This is a genomic window from Streptomyces sp. AF1A (genome assembly GCF_047340315.1).
Classification (GTDB): Bacteria; Actinomycetota; Actinomycetes; order Streptomycetales; family Streptomycetaceae; genus Streptomyces.
Genome location: NZ_JBLEBI010000028.1, coordinates 16,033 through 39,464, shown reverse-complemented (window position 1 = coordinate 39,464; position 23,432 = coordinate 16,033). Strand labels below are relative to the sequence as shown.

General features: G+C 72.0%; 22 protein-coding genes. 16 read left to right on the top strand and 6 right to left on the bottom strand.

Going from position 1 to position 23,432, the window contains the following annotated elements; genetic code table 11:
- The first annotated feature begins 21 nt into the window (after positions 1 to 21).
- The 6 genes from ribH to ACLU3S_RS11865 all read left to right on the top strand — a co-directional run bounded on the left by ribH (position 22) and on the right by ACLU3S_RS11865 (position 4,817).
- Entirely contained in the window at positions 22 to 507 is a 486-nt protein-coding gene (gene ribH / locus ACLU3S_RS11890) for a 6,7-dimethyl-8-ribityllumazine synthase (protein WP_413951745.1), read from the top strand.
- Positions 508 to 541: 34 nt separating this feature from the next.
- Positions 542 to 814, top strand: a complete 273-nt coding sequence (locus ACLU3S_RS11885; RefSeq protein ID WP_061930286.1) for a phosphoribosyl-ATP diphosphatase — start codon at positions 542 to 544, stop codon at positions 812 to 814.
- Positions 815 to 865: 51 nt separating this feature from the next.
- Positions 866 to 1,714 carry an ATP phosphoribosyltransferase gene (gene hisG / locus ACLU3S_RS11880; RefSeq protein WP_413951744.1) on the top strand — a complete coding sequence of 283 codons (849 nt, stop codon included), beginning with the start codon at positions 866 to 868 and terminating at the stop codon, positions 1,712 to 1,714.
- Between the two features lie 15 nt (positions 1,715 to 1,729).
- Positions 1,730 to 2,194: a PH domain-containing protein gene (locus ACLU3S_RS11875; protein ID WP_413951743.1), complete on the top strand. Its 465-nt coding sequence runs from the start codon at positions 1,730 to 1,732 to the stop codon at positions 2,192 to 2,194.
- A gap of 203 nt (positions 2,195 to 2,397) precedes the next feature.
- On the top strand, positions 2,398 to 3,732 hold the full coding sequence (locus ACLU3S_RS11870) for a hemolysin family protein (RefSeq protein WP_413951742.1): 1,335 nt from the start codon (positions 2,398 to 2,400) through the stop codon (positions 3,730 to 3,732).
- On the top strand, positions 3,729 to 4,817 hold the full coding sequence (locus ACLU3S_RS11865) for a hemolysin family protein (RefSeq protein ID WP_413951741.1): 1,089 nt from the start codon (positions 3,729 to 3,731) through the stop codon (positions 4,815 to 4,817). The genes ACLU3S_RS11870 and ACLU3S_RS11865 overlap by 4 nt, the downstream gene beginning before the upstream one ends.
- A 135-nt stretch (positions 4,818 to 4,952) precedes the next feature.
- Here ACLU3S_RS11865 and ACLU3S_RS11860 read toward each other — a convergent pair whose 3' ends face one another.
- A complete protein-coding gene (locus ACLU3S_RS11860; RefSeq protein ID WP_413951740.1) occupies positions 4,953 to 6,815 on the bottom strand; it encodes an AAA family ATPase in 1,863 nt (620 codons plus the stop codon).
- 434 nt (positions 6,816 to 7,249) lie between these two features.
- Positions 7,250 to 7,867, bottom strand: coding sequence for a uridine kinase (locus ACLU3S_RS11855; RefSeq protein ID WP_413951765.1), 618 nt, complete (start codon positions 7,865 to 7,867; stop codon positions 7,250 to 7,252).
- A gap of 261 nt (positions 7,868 to 8,128) precedes the next feature.
- On the opposite strand from ACLU3S_RS11855, the gene ACLU3S_RS11850 reads away from it, so the two are divergent.
- From ACLU3S_RS11850 to ACLU3S_RS11825, 6 genes are all read left to right on the top strand, one after another.
- Positions 8,129 to 9,085 carry a hypothetical protein gene (locus tag ACLU3S_RS11850; RefSeq protein WP_413951739.1) on the top strand — a complete coding sequence of 319 codons (957 nt, stop codon included), beginning with the start codon at positions 8,129 to 8,131 and terminating at the stop codon, positions 9,083 to 9,085.
- Between the two features lie 49 nt (positions 9,086 to 9,134).
- Positions 9,135 to 10,676 carry an amino acid permease gene (locus tag ACLU3S_RS11845; protein ID WP_413951738.1) on the top strand — a complete coding sequence of 514 codons (1,542 nt, stop codon included), beginning with the start codon at positions 9,135 to 9,137 and terminating at the stop codon, positions 10,674 to 10,676.
- A gap of 277 nt (positions 10,677 to 10,953) precedes the next feature.
- Entirely contained in the window at positions 10,954 to 12,318 is a 1,365-nt protein-coding gene (locus ACLU3S_RS11840; RefSeq protein ID WP_413951737.1) for a peptidase C39 family protein, read from the top strand.
- Positions 12,319 to 12,419: 101 nt separating this feature from the next.
- Positions 12,420 to 12,560: an SCO1431 family membrane protein gene (locus ACLU3S_RS11835; protein WP_413951736.1), complete on the top strand. Its 141-nt coding sequence runs from the start codon at positions 12,420 to 12,422 to the stop codon at positions 12,558 to 12,560.
- Between the two features lie 98 nt (positions 12,561 to 12,658).
- On the top strand, positions 12,659 to 13,312 hold the full coding sequence (locus ACLU3S_RS11830) for a TetR/AcrR family transcriptional regulator (RefSeq protein ID WP_413951735.1): 654 nt from the start codon (positions 12,659 to 12,661) through the stop codon (positions 13,310 to 13,312).
- Positions 13,313 to 13,765: 453 nt separating this feature from the next.
- Complete coding sequence (locus tag ACLU3S_RS11825) at positions 13,766 to 14,938, top strand: acyl-CoA dehydrogenase (RefSeq protein WP_413951734.1); 1,173 nt, start codon at positions 13,766 to 13,768, stop codon at positions 14,936 to 14,938.
- Between the two features lie 679 nt (positions 14,939 to 15,617).
- On the opposite strand, the gene ACLU3S_RS11820 is transcribed toward ACLU3S_RS11825, so the two are convergent.
- Complete coding sequence (locus tag ACLU3S_RS11820; protein ID WP_413951733.1) at positions 15,618 to 16,052, bottom strand: hypothetical protein; 435 nt, start codon at positions 16,050 to 16,052, stop codon at positions 15,618 to 15,620.
- Positions 16,053 to 16,297: 245 nt separating this feature from the next.
- Here ACLU3S_RS11820 and ACLU3S_RS11815 point away from each other — a divergent pair, with 245 nt between their 5' ends.
- The 4 genes from ACLU3S_RS11815 (at position 16,298) to fxsA (ending at position 20,529) form a co-directional block, all read left to right on the top strand.
- Positions 16,298 to 16,738 (top strand): Lrp/AsnC family transcriptional regulator, encoded by a 441-nt coding sequence (locus ACLU3S_RS11815; protein ID WP_413951732.1) that lies wholly within the window; start codon positions 16,298 to 16,300, stop codon positions 16,736 to 16,738.
- Positions 16,739 to 16,794: 56 nt separating this feature from the next.
- Complete coding sequence (locus ACLU3S_RS11810) at positions 16,795 to 18,402, top strand: amidohydrolase (RefSeq protein WP_413951731.1); 1,608 nt, start codon at positions 16,795 to 16,797, stop codon at positions 18,400 to 18,402.
- 609 nt (positions 18,403 to 19,011) lie between these two features.
- Positions 19,012 to 19,809, top strand: a complete 798-nt coding sequence (locus ACLU3S_RS11805) for a polyprenol monophosphomannose synthase (protein ID WP_413951730.1) — start codon at positions 19,012 to 19,014, stop codon at positions 19,807 to 19,809.
- A 168-nt stretch (positions 19,810 to 19,977) separates the two neighbouring features.
- Positions 19,978 to 20,529: an FxsA family membrane protein gene (fxsA, locus tag ACLU3S_RS11800; protein ID WP_413951729.1), complete on the top strand. Its 552-nt coding sequence runs from the start codon at positions 19,978 to 19,980 to the stop codon at positions 20,527 to 20,529.
- 76 nt (positions 20,530 to 20,605) lie between these two features.
- On the opposite strand, the gene ACLU3S_RS11795 is transcribed toward fxsA, so the two are convergent.
- The 3 genes from ACLU3S_RS11795 to ACLU3S_RS11785 form a co-directional block, all read right to left on the bottom strand.
- Positions 20,606 to 20,980 (bottom strand): RNA polymerase-binding protein RbpA, encoded by a 375-nt coding sequence (locus tag ACLU3S_RS11795; protein ID WP_003977404.1) that lies wholly within the window; start codon positions 20,978 to 20,980, stop codon positions 20,606 to 20,608.
- A gap of 278 nt (positions 20,981 to 21,258) precedes the next feature.
- On the bottom strand, positions 21,259 to 22,605 hold the full coding sequence (locus ACLU3S_RS11790) for an MFS transporter (RefSeq protein WP_413951764.1): 1,347 nt from the start codon (positions 22,603 to 22,605) through the stop codon (positions 21,259 to 21,261).
- Positions 22,606 to 22,659: 54 nt separating this feature from the next.
- The gene (locus ACLU3S_RS11785; RefSeq protein WP_413951763.1) at positions 22,660 to 23,430 is read right to left on the bottom strand and encodes a glycerophosphodiester phosphodiesterase; all 771 of its coding nucleotides are present in this window, start codon (positions 23,428 to 23,430) and stop codon (positions 22,660 to 22,662) included.
- Between the last annotated feature and the right edge of the window lie 2 nt (positions 23,431 to 23,432).

Below are 23,432 nucleotides of genomic sequence, written 5' to 3'. Positions count from 1 at the left end.
GAGAAAGCACTTAGGAGAGACGTGAGCGGCAAGGGTGCACCGGAACTGTCCGTACGCAATGCGAGCGACCTCAGGGTCGCCGTCATCGCGGCGCAGTGGCACGACAAGGTGATGGACGGTCTGGTGAACGGCGCCCTGCGCGCCCTGCACGAACTGGGGATCGACGAGCCGACCCTGATCCGGGTTCCGGGCAGCTTCGAGCTCCCGGTCGCCGCCAAGGTCCTGGCCGGGCGCGGCTACGACGCGGTGGTCGCCCTCGGGGTCGTCATCCGCGGCGGCACCCCCCACTTCGACTACGTCTGCCAGGGCGTCACCCAGGGCCTCACCCAGGTGTCCGTCGAGACGGGCGTGCCCGTCGGCTTCGGCGTGCTCACCTGCGACACCGAGGAACAGGCCCTGGACCGGGCCGGCCTGGAGGGCTCCAACGAGGACAAGGGACACGAGGCGGTGACCGCGGCGGTCGCGACCGCGGCCACACTTCGCTCAGTATCCGAACCCTGGCACTGAGGTACCGGCCGAAGCGCGTAGGGTAAGGACCACCATGTCCAAGAAGACGTTCGAGGAGCTCTTCACCGAGCTCCAGCACAAGGCCGCCCACGGCGATCCCGCCACCTCCCGCACCGCAGAACTGGTCGGCAAGGGCGTCCATGCCATCGGCAAGAAGGTCGTCGAAGAGGCCGCCGAGGTCTGGATGGCCGCCGAGTACGAGGGCAGGGAGGCGGCCGCCGAGGAGATCTCCCAGTTGCTGTACCACGTCCAGGTGATGATGGTCGCCCGCGGGATCTCCCTGGACGACGTCTACGCCCACCTGTAAGCCGAGCCCGTACCCCGAGCCCCCAGAGAACGAACGAAGGAAGCCGACCTCATGCTGCGCATCGCCGTCCCCAACAAGGGTTCCCTGTCCGGCCCTGCGGGGGACATGCTGCATGAGGCCGGCTACCAGCAGCGCCGGGAGTCCAAGGAACTGCGGGTCGTCGACCCGCAGAACGAGGTCGAGTTCTTCTACCTCCGCCCCCGCGACATCGCGATCTACGTCGCCTCCGGCCGCCTCGACCTGGGCATCACCGGCCGCGACCTGCTGGTCGACTCCGGCGCCGGCGCCGAGGAGATCCTGCCGCTGGGCTTCGCCCGCTCCACCTTCCGCTTCGCCGCCAAGCCGGGTACGGCAGATGGCATCGAGGACCTCAAGGGCAGGACGGTCGCCACCTCCTACGAGGGCATCGTCGCGGGGCACCTCGCCGACAGCGGGGTCGACGCCTCCGTCGTCCACCTGGACGGCGCCGTGGAGACCGCGATCGAGCTGGGCGTCGCCGAGGTCATCGCCGATGTCGTGGAGACCGGGACCAGCCTGCGCAACGCGGGCCTGGAGGTCTTCGGCGAGCCGATCATGACCTCTGAGGCCATCGTCATCCGGCGCACCGGCGCCGACGGCGAGGAGCCCAAGGTCCAGCAGTTCCTGCGCCGCCTCCAGGGCGTCCTGGTCGCCCGGACGTACGTGATGATGGACTACGACTGCCGCGTCGAGCAGCTGGAGAAGGCCGTCGCGCTCACCCCCGGCCTCGAGTCCCCCACCGTCTCCCCGCTGCACAACGAGGGCTGGGTCGCGGTCCGCGCCATGGTCCCCGCCAAGGAGGCGCAGCGGATCATGGACGACCTCTACGCCATCGGCGCCCGCGCCATCCTGACCACGGCCATTCACGCCTGCCGCCTGTAGGGGACAAGCGAACCGATGTCCGACCCGACCCCCCTTCCCTCTCTCCCCGTCACCTTCCGGCCGGGCCACACCCGGGCCATCCTGCTCACCGCCGGCGTGGCGATCTTCCTGACCATCACGACGATCGCGCTGCTTCTGGAGCAGCTCGGACCCGGCGAGCGGCTCAGCTTCGTCGTCACCGGAGCACTGATCTTCGCGGTGCTGGCCCAGCTGGCCCGGGTGAGGGTCGTCGCCGACGACGACGGCGTCACGGTGGTGAACATCACGAGCAGCCGGCGCCTGGAGTGGGCGGAGATCCTTCAGGTGAACCTCCGTCCGGGCGATCCCTGGGTGTTCCTCAACCTCAGCGACGGCACCAGCCTGCCCGCGCTCGGCATCCAGCCCGGCCTCGCCAAGCAGCGGGCCATCGCGGACGCGGCGGCCCTGCGGGCGCTCGCCGAGGCCCGCTCGACCGCCCACCCGGCGGAAGATCAGGGCTGACTCGTGGCCGACCACCCTGCCCGCACGGGCCGTGTCTTGATTAATCTGGTGACGGAGGCCCTTTCGCTGCGCCTCCGCCCCTGCGTGCCGCCCGGCGCACAGGGGTTCCTGCTACCCGAGGAGTGACACCCTCCGGCGATGGACGGATCGTCCTGTAGTACCTGCGCCGCCCCCTCCCGACATACCGGGGAGGCGGCGGCATCGTGACCACCCCCTTGTTGCTCCTCGGAGCCGCTGTCCTGCTGATCCTCGCCAACGGCTTCTTCGTGGCGGCCGAGTTCGGCCTGGTGACGGTCGAGCGCCCGGACGCCGAGAAGGCCGCCGCGGACGGCGACGGACGCGCCGGCACGGTCGTGGAGTCGCTGAAGGAGCTGTCCTTCCAGCTCTCCGGCACCCAGCTCGGCATCACCATCACCTCCCTGGTCGTCGGCATGCTCGCCGAACCGGCCCTGGCCCGGCTCCTGCGCGGACCGGTCACCGCGATCGGCATCCCCCAGGGCGCCGTCTCCGGCGTCGCCGTGGTCGTCGGCATGCTGCTGGCCTCCGCGATCCAGATGGTGATCGGCGAACTCGTGCCCAAGAACTGGGCGGTGTCCCGGCCGATGCAGGTCGCCCGCTTCGTCGCGGGCCCGCAGGCCCGCTTCTCCCGCCTGTTCCGGCCGGTGATCGCCGTGCTCAACACGGTCTCCAACCGGCTCGTGCGCGCCCTCGGCGTCGAGCCCGCCGAAGAGCTGGCCTCCGCCCGCACCCCGGGCGAGCTGGTCTCCCTGGCCCGGCACTCCGCGCAGGCCGGCGCCCTGGAGCAGGACACGGCCGACCTGTTCGTGCGCACCCTCTCCCTCGGCGAGCTGACCGCGCAGCACGTGATGACGCCGCGCGTGAAGGTCAGCGCGCTGCAGGACTCGGCCACCGCCGAGGACGTCGTCAACCTCACCCGGGCCACCGGGCTGTCCCGCTTCCCCGTCTACCGGGAGAAGATCGACGAGATCGTCGGCATGGCCCACCTCAAGGACGCCCTCGCGGTTCCGGTGCACGACCGCCTGCGCACCCCCGTGGGCCGCATCGCCCGCCCGGCGCTGCTGGTCCCCGAGACCCTGCCCGTCCAGCCCCTCCTGGCCCGGCTGCGCAGCGAGCAGCCGATCGCGGTCGTCGTGGACGAGTACGGCGGCACCGCCGGCGTGGTCACCCTGGAGGACATCGTCGAGGAGCTCATCGGCGAGGTCCGCGACGAACACGACGCCAAGGACGTGCCCGAGCTGGCCGCGGCCCCGCCCGAGGACGGGCGGCCCGCCTGGGACGTGGACGGCAGCTGCCGCGTCGACATCCTGCAGCGCATAGGCCTCGACGTGCCCGAGGGGCCGTACGAGACCGTCGCCGGCCTGGTCGCCGACCTGCTGGGCCGGATCCCGGCCCCCGGTGACAGGGCCGAGCTGCCCGGCTGGCGGCTCTCGGTCCGCCAGGTCGGCCACTACCGCGCCGAACGGGTCCGCCTGGTCAGGACGGCCCCGGCGGGCAGCGCCGTGGAGGCCGCCCGATGAGCGTCCTCCAACTGGTCTTCGCCGCGCTGCTCGTGCTCGTCAACGGCTTCTTCGTCGGCGCCGAGTTCGCGCTCGTCTCGGTCCGCCGCAGCCAGATCGAACCGCTCGGCACCGCCCGGGCCCGCCAGGTGCTGTACGGACTGGAGCGGCTGCCGCAGATGATGGCCGCCGCGCAGTTCGGCATCACCGTCTGCTCGCTCACGCTCGGCGCGGTCGCCGAGCCGACGGTGGCCCGGCTGCTTGAACCGCTGTTCGAGGCCGTCCACCTCCCGGACGGCGTGATCCACCCCCTCGGCTACGTCATCGCGCTGGCCGGGGTGGTCTTCTTCCACCTGGTCATCGGCGAGATGGTGCCGAAGAACCTCGCCATGGCGGCCCCCGAGAAGGCGGCCCTGTGGCTCAGCCCCGGCCTGGTCTGCTTCGCCCGCCTGTGCAAGCCGATCACGGTGTCCCTCGGCGCCTGTGCCCAGGGGGTCCTGCGGCTGTTCCGCGTGGAGCCCAAGGACGAGGTCGAGGCCGTCGTCACCAGCGAGCAGCTCAACCGCCTGCTGGAGGACTCAGGCCAGGCGGGCCTGCTCGACCCGGAGGAGCGGGAGCGCCTGGAGGACGCCCTGGAGCTGGGCTCCCGCCCGGTGACGGACGTGCTGCTGCGGCGCGAGACCCTGGTCACGGTGACGCCCGCGGTCACGCCGGGCGAGATCGTGGCGCTGACCGCCCGGACGGGGTACTCCCGCTTCCCGGTCGCCGCCCCCGGGGAGGGCGCCTTCATGGGGTACGTCCATGTGAAGGACGTCCTCGACCTGGAGGACTCCGACCGTGCGGTGCCGCAGCACGTGTGGCGCCCGATGGCGACCCTGCGCGCCGAGGTCCCCCTGGACGACGCGCTGACCGTGATGCGCCGGGCCGCCACGCATCTGGCCCAGGTGGCGGACGCCTCCGGAAAGGTGCTCGGCCTGGTGGCGCTGGAGGACGTGCTGGAGATGCTGGTCGGCGAGGTCCGCGATCCCGCGCACCGGCAGACCCGGGACGTGCGGCTGACGGAGCCGAGGGCGAGCGGGGAACCGGAGGGGGCGCTGACGGGCTGACGGTCCCGCTCGCGCTCGCCGTGCCGCAGGTACGGCACGACGGGCCATGGCGCGTGTCACGACCGGGCGTCGGCATCGTCCTGCCGAGGCCCGGTCGGCCCCGTCCTCGACGCGACGGGAGCCGGCGCCGGAGACCTACACGCCCGGCGGGTCGTGCGGTCCCCGCCCCGACAGGACCTCCCCGTACGCCTGCATCAGGTCGGGCAGCCGCAGCGTCGCCAGGTCGTCCCGGGACAGCGAACCGGCGTACGTCGACAGCCGCAGATCCCGGTACGCGCAGCTCTTCTCGTACAGCGTCCGCAGGAACCGCCCGTTGCCCAGCTCGTCGATCCAGCCCTGGTCGACGACGTGTCCCGCGATGGAGCGCAGCTCCTCCAGCGCCTCCTCGTCCCACAGGTCGCCGTTCTCGGCGGCCAGCACCTTGCCGATCTCGGTGAGTTCCTGCGGCCGGTAGGAGGGGAAGTCGACGCGGGTGGTGAAGCGGGAGGACAGCCCGGGGTTGGCCGCGAGGAGGCGGTCCATCCCCTCCGGGTAGCCGGCCAGGATCACCACCAGGTGGTCCCGGTTGTCCTCGGCCCGCTTCAGCAGCACCTGCAGCGCCTCGTCGCCGTACGCGTCGCCCTTGCCGTACCCCGAGTTGGACAGCGAGTACGCCTCGTCCACGAACAGGACCCCGCCGATCGCGGAGTCGATCAGTTCGTTGGCCTTCACGGCGGTCTGCCCGAGGTACTCGCCGACCAGATCGGCCCGCTGAGCCTCCACCAGGTGGTCCCCGCCGAGCAGCCCGAGGGCGTAGAAGACCCGGCCGAGGATCCGGGCCACGGTGGTCTTCCCGGTGCCCGACGGTCCGGAGAAGACGAAGTGCCGCTTCGGCGGCTGCACCGGCAGGCCCTGCCCGGCCCGCAGCCGGGCCATGTTCAACTGCGCGGACAACGCCTTCACCTGGCGCTTGACCGGCTCGAGCCCCACCATGCGCTCCAGTTCGGCGAGCGCCTCCTCGAGCAGTGCGGGATCGGTCGGCCCCGCCGGAAGGGGGGAGGCGGAGACACCGGTCCTGGCCCGCACCGCCGGATCGGTCACCGAGGGCAGCGGCCCGGTCGGCAGATCCGGCTCCGGCAGCCGCAGATCCCTCCCCTCCGTGCCGAACACCGGATCGAACCCGTCCGGCCCGTCCACCGCGTCCTGTCCCGCGCCGGCCAGGGCGATCGCGGCGAAGTCGGCCGGGTCGTCGTACCCGTCGCCCTCGGCGATCGCCGCGAGCCGTGCCGAGGTGTCCATGAAGGCGGGATCGACCCGGTGCACCGCCCGGTACAGCGGAAGCGCGGCGGCGGAGCGGCCGGTGCCCTCGTGGGCCCGGGCCAGCCAGTAGCGCAGCTCCTTGCGCTGCGGCTGCTCGCTGCGGCACCGCATCAGCGCCGCCGCCAGCAGCGGTTCGGCCTGGCCGTACATCTCCAGCCGGACCCGGGCCATGCCGCCGAACAGCCCGGCCTCGATGCCGAGCATGGGATCGTCCAGGAGCGGGTCGGTGTGCCGTACCAGCTGCTCCCAGTCCTTGACCAGGTAGGCGCGGCAGGCGTGCAGGAAGCGCACCTGCGGGTCGGTGTCGACCGGGGGCAGCCCGGCCAGCGCCCGGTCCAGCTCGGGCACGTGCCGGCCGTCCAGCCAGTGCGAGGCGTGCGCCAGCAGCAGGTCCCGCGGGCTCTCCAGCACCGGCTGCACCCACCAGCCCAGCCAGTACCAGGAGTTCAGGGGCCGGCGGTGCCGGGTGCGCTGTTCCCCGAAGCGCTCCCGGTGCCGGAACATCCGCAGCAGCGCGGTCGTGGTGTCGATCCGCAGCGCGTGCAGCCCGAGCCAGGCGTCCGCCATGCCCGGGTCCGTCCGCACCGCGGCCCGGAACTCCTCCTCCGCCTGCGGGTAGGCGCCCATCGTGTAGGCGTCCACGCCCCGCAGCCAGGCGAGGTCGGCCGGGGCCTCGGGGCCCTGCGTGCCGAAGTCCATCAGTCCCCCCACAGACCGTGCCCCCGTGGTTCACCGCCGGACGCGCGCCCGGCGGTCGCCGCGGTCGAACCACCGTCCCGCGGACCGGAGTTGCAGGTGCGCGAGGCGGCTACTCGAAGGTCGCACCGAGGGCATCGTACCCGCGGTACGACCGCGTGCCGAAGGGTGCCGCACGGGCCGTTCGACGAGGTGGGAGCAGACGGGGCGCACGCGGCGCGGTGACCGAGGGTGATCGGATCGGTGCGCCGTGGCGCCGCGAGACCGGCCCGCGGGCAGAACGAAGCCCCCGATCACGGGGGAACAACCGGGGGCTTCGCGTCTGTCGGCGGCCTCCCATGGCCGCTCATTGAGAACGTAAGTCCTGTACGGCCCCCGGGTCAAGCGGAGTTGAGCCACTCGGAGAAGTTGTCCGACGGGGGTTCTTCACCCATTCATCACACCGGGGACGATCCCTCACTGTCGGTGACAATTTGGTCCGGTCCAGGGGGCGACTGGGGTCCCGGCAGCACCTCGTACCCCTCCCGTTTCTGCACCACCAGCAGGTCGGCATGGGGGCGCGAGGGGTCGGCCGCGAAGTGCGCGCGTTCCGCCGCGACCCAGCCGTCCCAGAAGTCCCGCTGCTCCTCCCCGTCCCGCCGCCTGCCGCGCGCCCAGGACTCCGCACGGGGGAGCTCCATCCACAGCAGCCGCGCCAGATGCGGCCGCAGCTCCCGGCGGCCGGCCCCGACGCCCTCGATCAGGACCACGGGCGCGGGAGGCAGCGGGCGGGGCGGGCCGAACGTGCGCGCGCGCCAGTCGTAGGGCGTGTAGGAGGCGCTTTCGCCGCGCGAGAGGGGCCGGATCACCTGGGTCAGGAGCCGGTCGGTCCACGCGAAGAGGCGCTCGTGGTCGGCGATGTCGTCGAGGTGGAGCACCGGGGCCCCGCCCAGCGCGGCGGCCAGCCGCCCGGCGAAGGTGGACTTTCCGGAGCCCGCGTGCCCGTCGACGCCGATCAGCCGGACGGGGCCGAGGGACGTGGGGAGCCCGCGCAGCCGGGCGGCGAGATCGTGGATGGCGATTCCCCAGGTGTGATGCGGTGTGGGAGGTTTTCCGGAAACATTCTAGTAGCGGCCCATAGTGACTGGACCACTGGACCGTCCGGCCCCGGGAAAGTCGCGGTTTGAACCATCGGCTGGCGGCCAGTCAATGTCTCCGATAAACATTCGCGAAATCCACTGACCGATATGTCGAATTCGGCGTTCCGGGTGTGCTCGCCGCTGAGTAAGGTGCCTCCTGCGCAACTGCGATGCGCCGTACGGGGACAGGCAGGGGAGATGGCCGCGGAGTTATTCGAGGGGCACTATGTATGGCATCCGGCGGCCGACGACCGTGTCCTGGCAAGCGTTTGCGTCGATGTCCGCGCGGGACGTTATCGATCCGCGTACGAGGCGCTGAGCGAGACCCGGTCCGACTTCGCCCTGCGGGCGCACCGCTCGCTGGTCCTCGCCTCCGAGGCGGCCGGCACCGACCTGGTCGAACGGTGGCTCGCGGAGGAGCCGTCGCCCGAGGCGGCGCTGATGTGGGCCCGGGTCGCGGTGCAGCGCGCACTCAGGGCCGCCGACGCCCACGACGACCGCGCCGAGGCGCTGGAACGGATAGCGCTCACCGCCTGCGACCGCGCCGCCGCCCTGAACCCCGAGGACCCCACGCCCTGGGTCGCCAAGCTGGCCATGGCCCGGCTGCACCGGTTGCGCGACCCGGCCCCGCACGGCCTGCTCACCGCGCCACCGGGGCCCTGGCGGCTGTTCGCGCACATCCTCTCCCTCGACCCGTGGCACCGCGAGGCCCACCACCGCTTCCTGTCGTCCTTCTTCACGCGCCACGGCGGCTCGGTGAACGCGGCCTGGGACGTGGCCGCCTTCCTCAGCCAGCGGGCGCCCGCCGACTCCGCCCTGCGGCTGCTGCCCCTGGTGGCGCTGGTGGAGAGCTACAACCCGACCCAGCTGCTCGCCGACCGCGTCTGGGAACAGCCCCAGTGGCGCTCCACCGCGCTGGCGATCTACCACAACTGGCTGCCCGCGGTGGCCGGTTACCGCTTCACCCCGGTGCTCGACCTGGCCTACCTCGCGCACGCGCTGGTCATGGCCCAGCGCGAGTTCGAGGCCCGGGCGGTGTTCACGGCGATGGGCCCGTACGCCTCGCGCATGCCCTGGAGCGCCTTCGGCGACCCCGCCGAGCAGCTCTCCAGGGCGCGCCGTGCCTGCGGCCTGCCCGTCCCGGGGCCCGTCTGACCTGCTCGTCCCCTGCTCCCCACCGAGCCATCGAGAGAAAGGCCGATCTGTGTCCGAACGGATGTCGACTCCACGGGCGAAGGCCCGTGCGGGCGAAGACGCGGTCGTGCTCGACGACGACGCGACCCTGCATGCGATGGGTTATCCGCGAAAACTCACGCGACGCTTCCAGGCGTTCGACAACTTCGCGATCTCCTTCACCATCATCAATATCCTCTCGGGTATTTTCTCGTCCTTCGGATTCGGCATGAATGCGGGCGGCCCCCGCATTCTCGTGTTCGGCTGGATCGGGGTTTCTCTGATGGTGCTGCTCATCGGAGCGGCCATGGCGGAGGTTGCCTCCGCGTATCCGACGAGCGGTGCCCTGTATTTCTCCGCCGGTAAACTCGCCAAGCGGCACAAGGGTGCCTGGTCCTGGTACACGGGCTGGCTGAATTTCGTGGGCCAGATCGGCGGCACGGCCGCCACCGGCTATGCGGCCGCCACCTTCATCCAGGCCTTCGTGCAGCTGCAGTGGCCCTCCTACCAGCCGACCGTGCACCAGACGGTCATGATCACGGCGGTGATCATCGTCCTGCAGGGGCTCGCCAACACCTACACCGTGCAGCTCGTCGCGGTGCTGAACCGCATTTCCGTGTGGTGGCTGCTGATCGGACTCGTCGTGATCGTCGGTGCACTCATCGTGATGCCCGATCACCATCAGTCGGCGTCGTTCGTGACGCATTTCGAGAACAACACCGGCTTCACGAGCGGACTTTACGGCGGCATGCTCGGGCTGCTGGTCACCAGCTGGACGTTCACCGGGTTCGACGGCAGCTTCCACATGTCCGAGGAAACGGTCCACGCCACCGTCAACGCGCCGAAGGGGATCACCCGTTCCATCGGCTATTCGGCGATCACCGGCCTGATCCTGATGCTCGCACTGGTCTACAGCATTAGTGACTACGCCAAGGAGGCCGGTTCGGCCGCGCCTCCCGTGCAGATCCTCATCGACGGCCTCGGCATGGGCACCGCCAAGGTGATGCTGCTGATCGTCATCGGCGCGATGCTCTTCTGCGGCCTGGCCAACCTCACCAGCAACACCCGGCAGATCTTCGCCTTCTCCCGGGACGGCGCGATGCCCGGCTCCCGCTGGTGGCACTCGGTGTCGCTGCGCACGCGTACGCCGGTGAAGGCGGTCTGGCTCGCGGTGGGCTGCTCCCTCGCCCTCGTCGCCCCCGGCTGGTGGTCGCACACGGCCTTCACCGCGATCGTCAGCGTCAACGTCGTCGGCCTGTTCCTCGCCTACGCCGTGCCGATCTTCCTGCGGCTGCGGCTCGGCGACGGCTTCGAGCCCGGACCGTGGCACCTGGGCCGCTGGGGCCGGCCGATCGGCTGGCTGGCGGTGACCTGGATCGTCCTCAGCAGCGTCCTGTTCATGCTGCCGCAGGCCTCCCCGATCACCGCCGACTCCTTCAACTACGCACCCCTCGCCCTCGCCGTGGTGCTCCTCGTCGCCACGATCTGGTGGTTCGCCACGGCCCGCCGCCGCTTCCAGGGCCCCGTCAGCTACGGCCGCCCCGACGAGGTCGCCGCGATGGACCTCATCTGACCGCAGCCCCCGCCCCCGCGGCCCCGGCACCCGGCATCCGCCGGGCACCGGGGCCGCGGTCACCGGAGCGACCGGGGGCCGCGCAGGAGGCCGGCACCGCCGCCCCGGCCCGGCTGGTGCACCCGCTCCCACCAAACTCAGCTCCACTGGTCGAGACCAATATTCTTGGCGCGGCATGTGCAGAAGTGCTGGCAGGGGCATGGCGGCTGATTCATAGTTGGCGCACGCACGTGCAAGGAATCAGCCACGACCCGGACACCTGGGGGTAAGCGCGCCCATGAGCAGAGCCCAACAGCCGTCCCGCAGAACCGTCCTCGCCGCCGCGGTCGCCGCGGCCGTGGCCGGGGGTACCGCGCCCGCTGCCGCCGCCACCGCGCAGCGGACCGCCGCCGGCGCCGGTCAGGCGCAGGCCCGCCCGATCGACTACCACGCCTGGACCACGTACCGGGACTGGCGCTGCGGCGCCGCCCAGGGTGTCCGCGCCGTCTCCGGCCATCGCCCCGGCGTCGAGATCGGCGCCCCCGCCGGCCGCACCGACTACACCGACCCGCACACCGGCACCACCGCCACCTGGGAGTACGCCACCTGGACCTCCCCGGTCCACCGGCTCGCCGTCCCGGCCACCGAGGTCATCTCCTCCTGGAACGCGCACACCCCCGACGGCACCTGGATCCAGGTCGAGCTGCAGGGCACGTACTCGGACGGCACCGACACCCCCTGGTACGTGATGGGCCGCTGGGCGGCCGGCGACCAGGACATCAAGCGCACCTCGGTGGACGACCAGAGCGACGGCAAGAGCAGCATCTGGACCGACACGTTCGCCATCGACGACGCCGCGAGCGGGCTGCGGCTCGTGTCGTACCGGCTGCGCCTCACGCTGTACCGCAAGCCCGGCACCCGGCTGACCCCGACCGTCTGGCGGCTCGGCGCGATGGGCTCCGACATCCCCGACCGCTTCACCGTCCCCGCCTCCACGCCCGGCCTCGCCCAGGAGCTGGCCGTGCCGCGCTTCTCGCAGGAGATCCACAAGGGCCAGTACCCGCAGTTCGACAACGGCGGCGAGGCCTGGTGCAGCCCCACCTCCTCGCAGATGATCATCGAGTACTGGGGCGGCCGGCTCACCCCCGAGCAGCTGTCCTGGGTCGATCCCACCTACGCCGACCCGCAGGTCGACCACGCGGCCCGGTTCACGTACGACTACCAGTACGAGGGCTGCGGCAACTGGCCGTTCAACGCCGCCTACGCGGCGACCTACAAGGATCTCCAGGGCGTGGTCACCCGCCTCGCCTCGCTCACCGATCTGGAGACCCTGGTCGCCGCCGGCATCCCGGCCATAACGTCCCAGTCCTTCCTGAAGACCGAGCTGACCGGCGCCGGCTACGGCACCTCCGGCCACCTGATGACCGTGATCGGCTTCACGGCGGACGGCGACGTGATCGCCAACGACCCGGCCTCGCCGAGCGACGACGCCGTACGACGGGTGTACCTGCGCCGGGAGTTCGAGAACATCTGGCTCAGGACCAAGCGGTACAACGCCTCCGGTGGCGTCTCCTCCGGCACCGGCGGCGTCTGCTACCTGTACTTCCCGGCCCACCCGACCCCACGCCAGCGCAAGGCCCTGGCCGCGGTGGGTGTGCGCTGACCGTGTGACCAACCTCATCGCCGCAAACGCCGTCGCGGGTGGCAAGGTGGACAAATGGGTGGGGGGACCGCTCTGTACGTCCGACCTTTGTGAGTGCCAGCATGACCGCACACCCGGCCACCGCCACCCGCGTCCGCACCGGCGGCCCCGAGGAAGACGGCCCGAAGATCGCCGAGCACGTCATGGGCTGGGTTCTCGTCGTGGTGATCGCGATGTTGGTCACGCAGCTGGGCCTGCTCTGACCGGTCGGTGAGGCGGCTCGATCCGGCGCCTGCCGCGCACATGTTCTGACATACTGCTGATGTCCCGCCGACCGCCTGGAACAGGGTCGAAGTTGAACATGCGTCAGCAGCGTGCCGCCGTCCGCCCCCATGGCCGCGGCACCGAGCGCTCCCTGGCCCGTCGCGCCGAACTCATCGCCATCGGGCGCAAGTTGTTCGCCGACACGTCGTACGACGCGCTGTCCATGGACGACATAGCCCGCCAGGCGCACGTCGCCAAGGGGCTGATCTACTACTACTTCGGGTCCAAGCGCGGCTACTACCTGGCGATCATCCAGGACTCCGTCGCCGGCCTGGTCACCTGCGCGTCGAGCGCCCTCGAACTGCCCGCCGTGGACCGTGTCCACCGGACCATCGACAGCTACCTGCGCTACGCCGAGCACCACCAGGCCGCCTACCGCGCCATCGTCAGCGGCGGAGTGGGCTTCGACGCCGAGGTGCACGCGATCCGGGACGGCGTGCGCGAGGCGATCGTCACCACCATCGCCGAAGGGGCCTACGGCCGCGGCGAGATCACTCCGCTGGTCCGCATGGGCCTGCTGTCCTGGGTGTGCAGCGTGGAGGGCGCCACTCTGGACTGGATCGACCGACCCGGGCTGTCCCGCGACACCATGCGCGAACTGCTGGTGAAGACGCTCGGCGGGGCCCTGCGCGCCATCGAGGAGCTGGACCCGGCCCACCCCGCGCCGCAGCCCGCCCGCCGCGACGCCTGAACCACGAGGGAGCGGAGGCTCGCGGTCCTCCCCTCCCGGCTCCCCCCGGACGGGGGCTGCTTGATCCGCTCACCGTTCGCGGGGTCCCCGCTCGGCTCCCGGAAGAAGGCGCCCCCGAGGCCCTGCGCTGGTTCTCGTACGTCCTCTTCGCGGCGACGGCCGCCGGGTGTGTGCGCGCCGAATGGCGCGCACAGTGGGAGGACTGGACCGGTGGGTCCACGGTGCGGGCCCGTGCGCACGGCCTGCGGACCGCTCGACTGGAATCTTGAAGTAAGCGGTCGTTAACTGGTGACGGGAGGTCGCTGATCGGGCATACTCACAGCGCACAGCCGCTGGTCAGCAGCTTCCGAGACCCGGGAGCGAGCGCCGGTGGCCGATGGAACGACCAGGCGGAGCCGCCCCCACCCGACGGGCCAGACCGCCGGTGCCCGAACAAGGGAGGAGACCGACGCCATGTCCGACCGCGACCCGCAGCCGGTGGAGCGTCAACTGCCGACGGAAGAGGCGCGTGACCTGCTCGCACTCGTCCGGGAGATCGCCCAGCGCGAGATCGCGCCGAAGGCCGCCCAGGAGGAGGACGCGGGGCGCTTCCCGCGCGAGGTCTTCACCCTGCTCTCCGAGTCCGGCCTGCTCGGCCTGCCGTACGACTCCGAGTACGGCGGCGGTGACCAGCCCTACGAGGTCTACCTCCAGGTCCTGGAGGAGCTCGCCGCGGCCCGCCTCACGGTCGGCCTCGGCGTCAGCGTGCACACGCTCGCCTCCTACGCGCTCGCCGCCCACGGCACCAAGCAGCAGCAGGTCGAGCACCTGCCCGCCATGCTCGGCGGCGGCCTGCTCGGCGCGTACTGCCTCTCCGAGCCGTCCTCCGGCTCCGACGCGGCCTCGCTGCGCACCAGGGCCGTGCGTGACGGCGACGAGTGGGTGATCAACGGCACCAAGGCCTGGATCACGCACGGTGGCGTCGCCGACTTCTACACCGTGATGGCCCGCACCGGCGAGGACGGCCCGCGCGGGATCACCGCCTTCCTGGTGCCCGGCGACGCGCCCGGCCTGAGCGCGGCGGCACCCGAGAAGAAGATGGGCATGAAGGGCTCGCCCACCGCCCAGGTCCACCTCGACGACGTCCGCATCCCCGACGAGCGGCGCATCGGCGAGGAGGGACAGGGCTTCGCCATCGCCCTGTCCGCCCTCGACTCCGGCCGGCTCGGCATCGCCGCCTGCGCCATCGGCCTCGCCCAGGCCGCACTGGACGAGGCGGTCGCCTACGCCACCCAGCGGCGGCAGTTCGGCCACCCCATAGCCGACTTCCAGGGGTTGCGCTTCATGATCGCCGACATGGCCACACAGATCGAGGCCGGCCGTGCGCTCTACCTGGCGGCGGCCCGGCTGCGCGACACGGGCAGGCCGTTCGCCAAGCAGGCCGCGATGGCCAAGCTGCACTGCACCGACACGGCCATGAAGGTCACCACGGACGCCGTGCAGATACTCGGCGGCTACGGCTACACCGCCGACTTCCCGGCCGAGCGCTACATGCGCGAGGCAAAGGTCCTGCAGATCGTCGAGGGCACCAACCAGATCCAGCGGATGGTCATCGCCCGTCACGTGGCGGGACCCGAAGGTCGCTGAACTGCCCCGTCCGTACCGTCGGGGCCGCCAGCCTGACCCACTCCGGATCGTGGCGGCCCGGCAGGGTGCGGCCCCGGTCGGCCCAGACCCGCATGAGGTCGCGGTAGATGGGCGGGTCCTGCGGCACGGGAGGCGGAACCGATTCTGCGGGGCGGGGGACGAAGATGCGGCGCTGACGCCCGGTGGTCGAGTACAGGGGGGTCATGTTTGGAGAACGCGGCGCAGGCGGGACAAGTCACCGCCCGGCGGATTCGAGCGTGAGTTCATGAACGTCCGCGTCCCGCTCCACCCCGCTCCCGCCGTCTGACGAGGGCGGGCGGCTGCGCGCGGCGAACGAGGCCGAGCAGGAGCGGCGGGCACCTGTGCGCCTGTTCGTCCGGCTGTGCGACCGGGTCCCAGCCGCCGACGCCCGGTTCCTCGCCCCGGCGGGCGGGGGAGACGCGGTGCGCCGGCAGGTGGCGGCCCACCGGGCGCGCCGAGCCTGCCGCCGTCCCCGACCCGGGAGACCACCCTGCCGCACGCGCTCGTCGGTGCTGCACCTCGCCCACCGCCGGGCGTGCTCCGACCGGATCGCCGTCCTCGCGGCGCGGACCCGGACACCCTGATCCCGCACCACGACACTGCGCACGCCGTGGTGCAGGGACGTCACCGGGGTTGAGCCGGGCGCGGCCCGGAGGGCTCAGGCGGCCTGGCGGCGCATCACCGGCACGCGCATCGGGCGCGAGCCCGGGCCGCCGACGTGCGAGAAGGGCTGCGTCCGCCAGTTCAGACCCTGGGGGAGCGTCAGCAGCAGGGCGGTGTCCTGCTCCTGCGGCGCGAAGGACTCGTCCGCGGGGCGTGCGTCGGCCGCCGAGCGGCCCGTGCCCGCACAGACCGTGAGCCCGAACGGGTTCCACGGCGAGGCGCACAGCGCGTGCTCCGGCAGGACCTCCTCGTCCGCCAGCAGTGCGATCGGCTGCGCGCAGTCCGGGCAGACGACCCGGTACATCTCCAATGTGTCGTAGGCGTCGAGCTCCTCCTCCAGGGCGTCGGGTTCGACGCCCTCCGGCTCGGGCTCGATCACCGGCTGCTGCCGCTTGGACGCGGATCGACCAGGGCGCTTGACACTCTGCATGGGATTCTCCCCCTAAGGCTGGGCCGTTACGGCGCTGCGGCCTCGACCACAGCAAGCACTTCCCGTCCCGCCTCGGCGGTAATCACGGGACCATCACGGAGCCTGTTCGAACCGTGTGGCGTTCGTCACATGCCGCGCACAGGTGCCCACACGCGGCCCGCCGCCGGTGCCTTTTGTCTCGAACCGGCCATGACCTGCGCTCTCGGCTATCCGAGGAGATCAACCGCACTGTAGGTTTTGGCGCCATGGAGGAGCTGGACCGTCAGATCGTGCAGCTGCTCGTCAAGGACGGGCGGATGAGCTACACAGACCTGGGCAAGGCCACGGGCCTGTCCACGTCGGCCGTGCACCAGCGGGTGCGCCGGCTCGAACAGCGTGGCGTCATCCGCGGCTACGCCGCGGTCGTCGACCCCGAGGCCGTCGGGCTGCCGCTCACCGCGTTCATCTCGGTGAAGCCGTTCGACCCCAGCGCGCCCGACGACATCGCGGACCGCCTGGCCGGGGTCCCCGAGATCGAGGCCTGCCACAGCGTCGCCGGCGACGAGAACTACATCCTCAAGGTCCGCGTGGCCACCCCGCACGAGCTGGAGGAGCTCCTGGCCCGCGTGCGCAGCCTGGCGGGGGTGTCGACGCGCACGACGGTGGTCCTGTCGACCCCGTACGAGTCGCGCCCGCCGCGGATCTGAGCTCTTCGGGCGCCCCTGATGCGGCGGTCCCGGGCCGGCAGGAGAGACTGTGGGCTATGAGTGAGCGCACCGCCGAGCCCCCCAAGACCGTCCTTCTGCGCCGCGGCGAGGTGCACAGCCCCGCCGACCCCTTCGCGACGGCGATGGTCGTCGAGGCGGGACAAGTCGCCTGGGTCGGCTCCGAGGGCGCCGCCGACGCCTTCGCCGACGGCGTCGACGAGGTGATCGACCTCGACGGCGCCCTGGTCACGCCCGCCTTCACCGACGCCCATGTGCACACCACCGCCACGGGCCTCGCCCTGACCGGCCTCGACCTGACCGCCGCGCCCTCCCTGGAGGCGGCCCTCGCCCTGGTCCGCGAGTTCGCCGCCGCCCGCCCCGGTGACCGGGTCCTGCTCGGCCACGGCTGGGACGCCGCACGCTGGCCCGGCGGCCGCCCGCCGACCCGCGCCGAACTCGACGAGGCCACCGGCGGCCGCCCCCTGTACCTCACCCGCATCGACGTGCACTCGGCCGTCGTCACCACCGCCATGCTGGACCTGGTGCCGGGCGACCTCGACCGCGCGGACGCCCCGCTCACCGGGGACGCCCATCACGCCGTGCGCGAGGCCGCCCTCGGCGCGGTCACCCCTGCCCAGCGCGCCGAGGCACAGCGCGCCGCGCTGGCCCGCGCGGCCTCCCTCGGCATCGGCTCGGTGCACGAGTGCGGCGGTCCGCAGATCTCCTCGGAGGACGACTTCACCGGCCTGCTGCGGCTCGCCGCCGAGGTGCCCGGCCCCCGGGTCGTCGGCTACTGGGCCGAGCAGAACGTGGACAGGGCCCGGGAGCTGGGTGCCGTGGGCGCCGCGGGCGACCTCTTCGCCGACGGCGCCCTCGGCTCGCACACCGCCTGCCTGCACGAGCCGTACGCCGACGCGGGCCACGCCGGCACCGCCTACCTGGACGCCGACGCCGTCGCCGCCCACGTCGTCGCCTGCACCGAGGCCGGTCTGCAGGCGGGCTTCCACGCCATCGGCGACGCCGCCGTCAGCGCCGTCGTGACGGGTGTGCGCGCCGCCGCCGAGAAGATCGGCCTCGCCCGGATCCGCGCCGCCCGGCACCGCGTCGAGCACGCCGAGATGCTCACCCCCGAGACCGTCGCCGGCTTCGCCGAGCTGGGCCTGATCGCCTCCGTGCAGCCCGCGTTCGACGCCCTGTGGGGCGGTGAGGACGGCATGTACGCCCGGCGGCTCGGCGTCGACCGGGCCCGCACCCTCAACCCGTTCGCCGCGCTGCTGCGCTCCGGCGTGCCGCTCGCCTTCGGCTCCGACAGCCCCGTCACCCCGCTCGACCCCTGGGGCACGGTCCGCGCCGCCGCCTTCCACCACACCCCCGAACACCGGGTCTCCGTGCGGGCCGCCTTCACGGCGCACACGCGCGGCGGCTGGCGGGCGATCGGCCGCGACGACGCGGGCGTCCTGGTGCCGGGCGCGCCCGCCGACTATGCCGTCTGGCGCACCGGCGAGCTGGTCGTCCAGGCGCCCGACGACAGGGTGGCCCGCTGGTCGACCGACCCCCGCTCCGGCACTCCTGGCCTGCCCGACCTCACGCCGGGCCGTGACCTGCCGGTCTGCCTGCGCACCGTGGTGGGCGGGCGGACGGTGTTCGTACGGCCGGGCGAGTGATCTCCCGGGGTGGCGTGCCGGCCGTCGGCCGCCACCGCCGCCTCCCACGACCTGCGCATCCTCCGGGCTGTGCGCCGGCACCTCGGCGTCTGTGCAGGTCAGGGGGTTGTTGACAGTCGGCGGCAGCGGGCCGGTAGGTTCGGCCGAGTCCACCACCGGACGCCCGACCGGAGAGCGTTCGCGCAACTTGTCGCAGCGCCGCTGGGTCAGGGACGGTGTGCCGCACCGGGGCACCGTCGCTGGGAGCCAGGCTCAGCGCCCGCGCCGACGAGATGGCGTTCCCGCCGGTCGGCCAGGTGTGACCCGGGTGGGGCCCGGGCTCAGTAGACAACGGCTTTCGGTCGATCCGCAGCCAGCGGGTCCCAGGTCGGCCCGAAGGGCGCCGGGCCCCCATCCGCCGCGGAGCGCAGGCAGTGAACCGCGGCCCGAACATGCCGCGCACAGAGTCGCAACGCGCATGAACGTGGCCGGAACCCGGCGGGAAGATGCCGAAAAACGCATTCTTACCCCACTCTTGTGGAATCGACACCACCATACGAACGAGCCGTCACGTCTTCCCAGGCGGCGGCCACTATGGTGGACGCCTGCGTACGACCAGAAGGGGCAGCAGTGAACGACGGCGACGGGACCCGCGCGGCGAAGGCCCAGGGGAGGCAGTTCGGTCCGCTCGGCACGGCCTTGGTGATCATCCCGACCTACAACGAGGCGGAGAACATCAAGACCATCGTCGGCCGGGTGCGCAAGGCCGTCCCCGAGGCGCACGTGCTGATCGCGGATGACAACAGCCCGGACGGCACCGGCAAGCTGGCCGACGAGCTGGCCGCCGACGACGAGAACGTCCAGGTCATGCACCGCAAGGACAAGGAGGGCCTCGGCGCCGCCTACCTCGCGGGCTTCCGCTGGGGCCTGGAGCGCGGCTACGGCGTGCTGATCGAGATGGACGCCGACGGCTCGCACCAGCCCGAGGAACTGCCCCGGCTGCTCACCGCCCTGAAGGGTGCCGACCTGGTGCTCGGGTCCCGCTGGGTGCCCGGCGGCCGGGTGGTCAACTGGCCGAAGTCCCGCGAGTTCATCTCCCGCGGCGGCAGTCTCTACTCCCGTCTCGCCCTCGAACTGCCGCTGCGCGACATCACCGGCGGCTATCGCGCCTTCCGTCGAGAGACCCTGGAGGGTCTGGGCCTGGAGGAGGTCGCCTCGCAGGGCTACTGCTTCCAGGTCGACCTCGCGCGGCGCGCGGTCAAGGCCGGATTCCACGTGGTCGAGGTCCCGATCACCTTCGTGGAGCGCGAGCTCGGCGACTCCAAGATGAGCAAGGACATCCTGGTCGAGGCGTTGTGGCGGGTCACCGCCTGGGGCGCGGGGGAGCGGATCTCCCGCCTCACCGGCAAGAAGAAGCGCACGTCGTAAGTCCCCCGCGGGCGCGATCCGCCCTCCCCGGAGCGGGTGCGGTCCCGCCCGGCCCGGCCCGCGGACCCCGGAGCCGTCCTAGTCACCCCGGGCCCGGCCGGCTCGCCCCGGAGCCGTTCGATCACCCCCCTTATTCTGCGCTGAGCCACGCCCAGGCACACTGGGAGCATGACGACTGGCGCTCCGACCTCTCCCTACACCGCCCGGCCCCGGCGCTCCCGGCTGCGCAGGTATCTGCCGCTGGGGATCGCCGCGTGGCTGGTGCTGGAGATCTGGCTGCTGACCCTGGTCGCGGGCGCCGCGGGCGGGCTCGCCGTGTTCCTGCTCATCGTGGCGGGCCTCGTGGCGGGCTCCGTGGTGATCAAGCGGGCGGGCCGCCGTGCCTTCCAGAGCCTCAACGAGGCGTTGCAGCGGGGCGGTTCGCCGGAGCGTGGCGGCGGCAACGGCCTGATGATGCTCGGCGGCCTGCTGCTGATGATCCCGGGACTGCTGTCCGACGTGGCGGGCCTGCTCCTGCTCGTCCCGCCGGTGCAGAAGGCCGTCGGCCGCTTCACGGAGAGCGCCCTGGACAAGCGGCTGCGCAGGGCCGCCCCGGGCAGCCTGGGCGACGCCTTCCAGCAGGCCCGCATCCACCGTCCCGACGGCAAGGTGGTGCAAGGTGAGGTCATCCGGGAGGACCGCCCCGACGCCGGCGAGCAGCGGCCTCCGCTGACGCGCTAGGCGGGCACAGCACAACCGCGGGCGCCGTACGAGTCGTACGGCGCCCGCGGTTGTTGTATGTGCTTGCGGCTTCCCGCTAGGCCGACTTGCGGCTGTCCCGGGGATGAACCGCGATGTTCATCGCCCCCGAGCGCAGAACCGCCAGGCGCTCCTCGAGGACCTCTTCGAGCTCCTCACGGGTGCGCCGCTCCATCAGCATGTCCCAATGGGTACGCGCGGGCTTGGCCTTCTTCTCTTCCGGGCCGTCGCCGTCAACCAGAAGTGCCTGGGCCCCGCAGACCTTGCACTCCCACTCCGGCGGGATCTCCGCCTCGACCGAGAAGGGCATCTCGAACCGGTGCCCCTTCTCACATGCGTACTCCACGGCCTGGCGCGGGGCCAGGTCGATACCGCGGTCCGTCTCGTAGCTGGTCACCACGAGGCGCGTACCGCGAAGAGCTCGCTCACTCATGAATCGTGCCTCCCGGGCTTGTCGCCCACAGGACAGGTGTCGCTGTCGTCGTCATCCGGTCAACGTCCGGTCGGCGGTAAAGATTCCCGTTCCGAGTCCCGTTCCGGGTCATGCGTCGCCGTCGTAGCCGCCCCTTGTTCTACCCACAGGCGCCCGGTTTGTCACATCTGCTAGCAGATGTCACCCAGTGTTTCGGCGTCTTTGACGCGCAGTAACGGTACGCCTGGCAGGCCAAACGCGTACACTACCGCCCTTTCGTGTTGAACGCTAAATCGGCGCTAGATCCTTTCCGGCACCGGGTTTCCGGCCGCGGCGATCGCCCGCCGCACCGGGACCCGGGCGAGCAGGGCGAACCCGACGACGAAGAACGCCACCAGCGAGATGATCGCGGAACGGTAGCTGCCGGTCAGCTGGTACGTGACGCCGAACAGCAGCGGTCCGAGCCAGCTCATCCCGCGGTCGCTCATCTCGTACGCCGAGAAGTACTCGGCCTCCTTGCCCGGCGGCACGAGATGGGAGAACAGCGACCGGGACAGCGCCTGGCTGCCGCCGAGGACCAGGCCGATCCCCGCGGCCAGCACGAAGAAGAACACCGGTGCCCTCGCGGGCAGGAAGTAGCCGGCGGCCAGCGTGAGCGTCCAGGCCACCAGGGAGCCGAGAACCGTCCGCTGGGCGCCGTAGACCCGGGCCAGCCGCCCCATCGCCAGCGCCCCCGCCACGGCCAGCACCTGCACCAGCAGCACGGCCACGATGAGCGTCGACTGCCCGAGCCGCAGCTCCTGGGAGCCGTAGACCGAGGCCTGCGAGATCACCGTCTGGATGCCGTCGTTGTAGATGAGGTACGCCAGCAGGAAGGCCAGCGTCAGCGGATGCCCGCGCATGTCCCGCACCGTCGCCGCCAGCTGCCGCAGCCCCGGCGCCGTCGCACGCTCGACGCGCGCGCGGCGGTCGCGCAGCCTGCGCAGCGGCACGAGCGTGAAGGCGCCCCACCACAGGCCCGCCGACGCCAGGCAGATGCGGACGGCGGCCGTCTCGGACAGGCCGAAGGAGCCGTGCGCCGAGTACAGCACCAGGTTGGCGACCAGCACCGTGGAACCCGCCGCGTAACCGAAGGCCCAGCCCCGCGAGGAGACCGCGTCGCGTTCCTCCGGCGCGGCGATCTGCGGCAGGTAGGAGTTGTAGAGCATCATCCCGACCGACTGCGCCGCATTGGCCACGACGAGCAGCACCCCGCCGAGCAGATACCGGTCGCCGTCGAGGAAGAACAGGCCCGTGGTCGCCGCGGCGCCGGTGTACGCCGCTGCCGCGAGCAGCGGCTTCTTGCGCCCCGTGCGGTCGGCCGCACTGCCCACGAGGGGCATCGCCACGACGGCCACGATCACCGACAGGGACACCGAGTACGCGAAGAAGGAGCCCGCCCGGACCGGGACGCCCAGCGGGTGCACAAAGCCGTCGGCGTCCGCCGCCTTCTCGGCCACCGCCGTGAGGTAGGGGCCGAGGAACACGGTCAGGACGCTCGTCGAGTAGACCGAGCACGCCCAGTCGTAGAAGTACCAGCCGCGCTGCTCGCGCCGCAGGCCCGCGGTGTCCTCCGCCGCCTGCGTGCGCAGGGTGTCCATGCCCACCCGTGCCCTCGCTTCCCCGTTCAACTGCGAAGGCTCCGGTCGCGGCGCCCGGCGTCAGACCCAGACGCCGCGCTCCTCCATGACCTTGCGCAACGTGTCGATGTGATCGGTCATGATGCCATCCACGCCGAGGTCCAGCAGCCGGTGCATCCGCTGGGGTTCGTTGACCGTCCACACGTGCACCTGGAGCCCGCGCGCGTGGGCGGCGCGGACGAAGCGGTGGTCGACCACCGGGACGCCCGACTGGGCCTCGGGCACCTGCGCGGCGACGGCGGAGCGGCGCACCGCGGCCGGCAGCCCCCAGGAGCGCAGCCGCAGGCTGAGCACCCCGCGCGTGCCGAACGAGGTGGCCAGCCTGGGTCCGGCCAGCCGCTGGGCGCGCAGCACCCGCGCCTCCGAGAAGGAGCCCAGACAGACCCGGTCCCAGGCGTTCGTGCTCTCGATCAGCTCCAGCAGGGGCCGCAGCGCGGGCTCCGCCTTGACGTCGATGTTCCAGCGGACCTCGGGGAAGGTCTCCAGCAGCTCCTCGAACAGCGGCACCGGTTCACGGCCCCCCACCCGCGCCTGCCGCACCTCCTCCCACGGCAGGTCGGCGATCCGGCCGGCCCCGTCGGTGACCCGGTCGAGGGTCGCGTCGTGGAAGGCGACGAGCCGGCCGTCCGCCGTGGCGTGCACGTCGGTCTCGATGTAGCGGTAGCCCGTCCCGACCGCGCGGCGGAACTGCGCCACGGTGTTCTCCACCCCGTCGGCGGCCCCGCCCCGGTGGGCGAAGGCGATCGGACCGCAGTGGTCCAGGTACGGGTGGCGTGTGGATGGTCTGGTCAGGG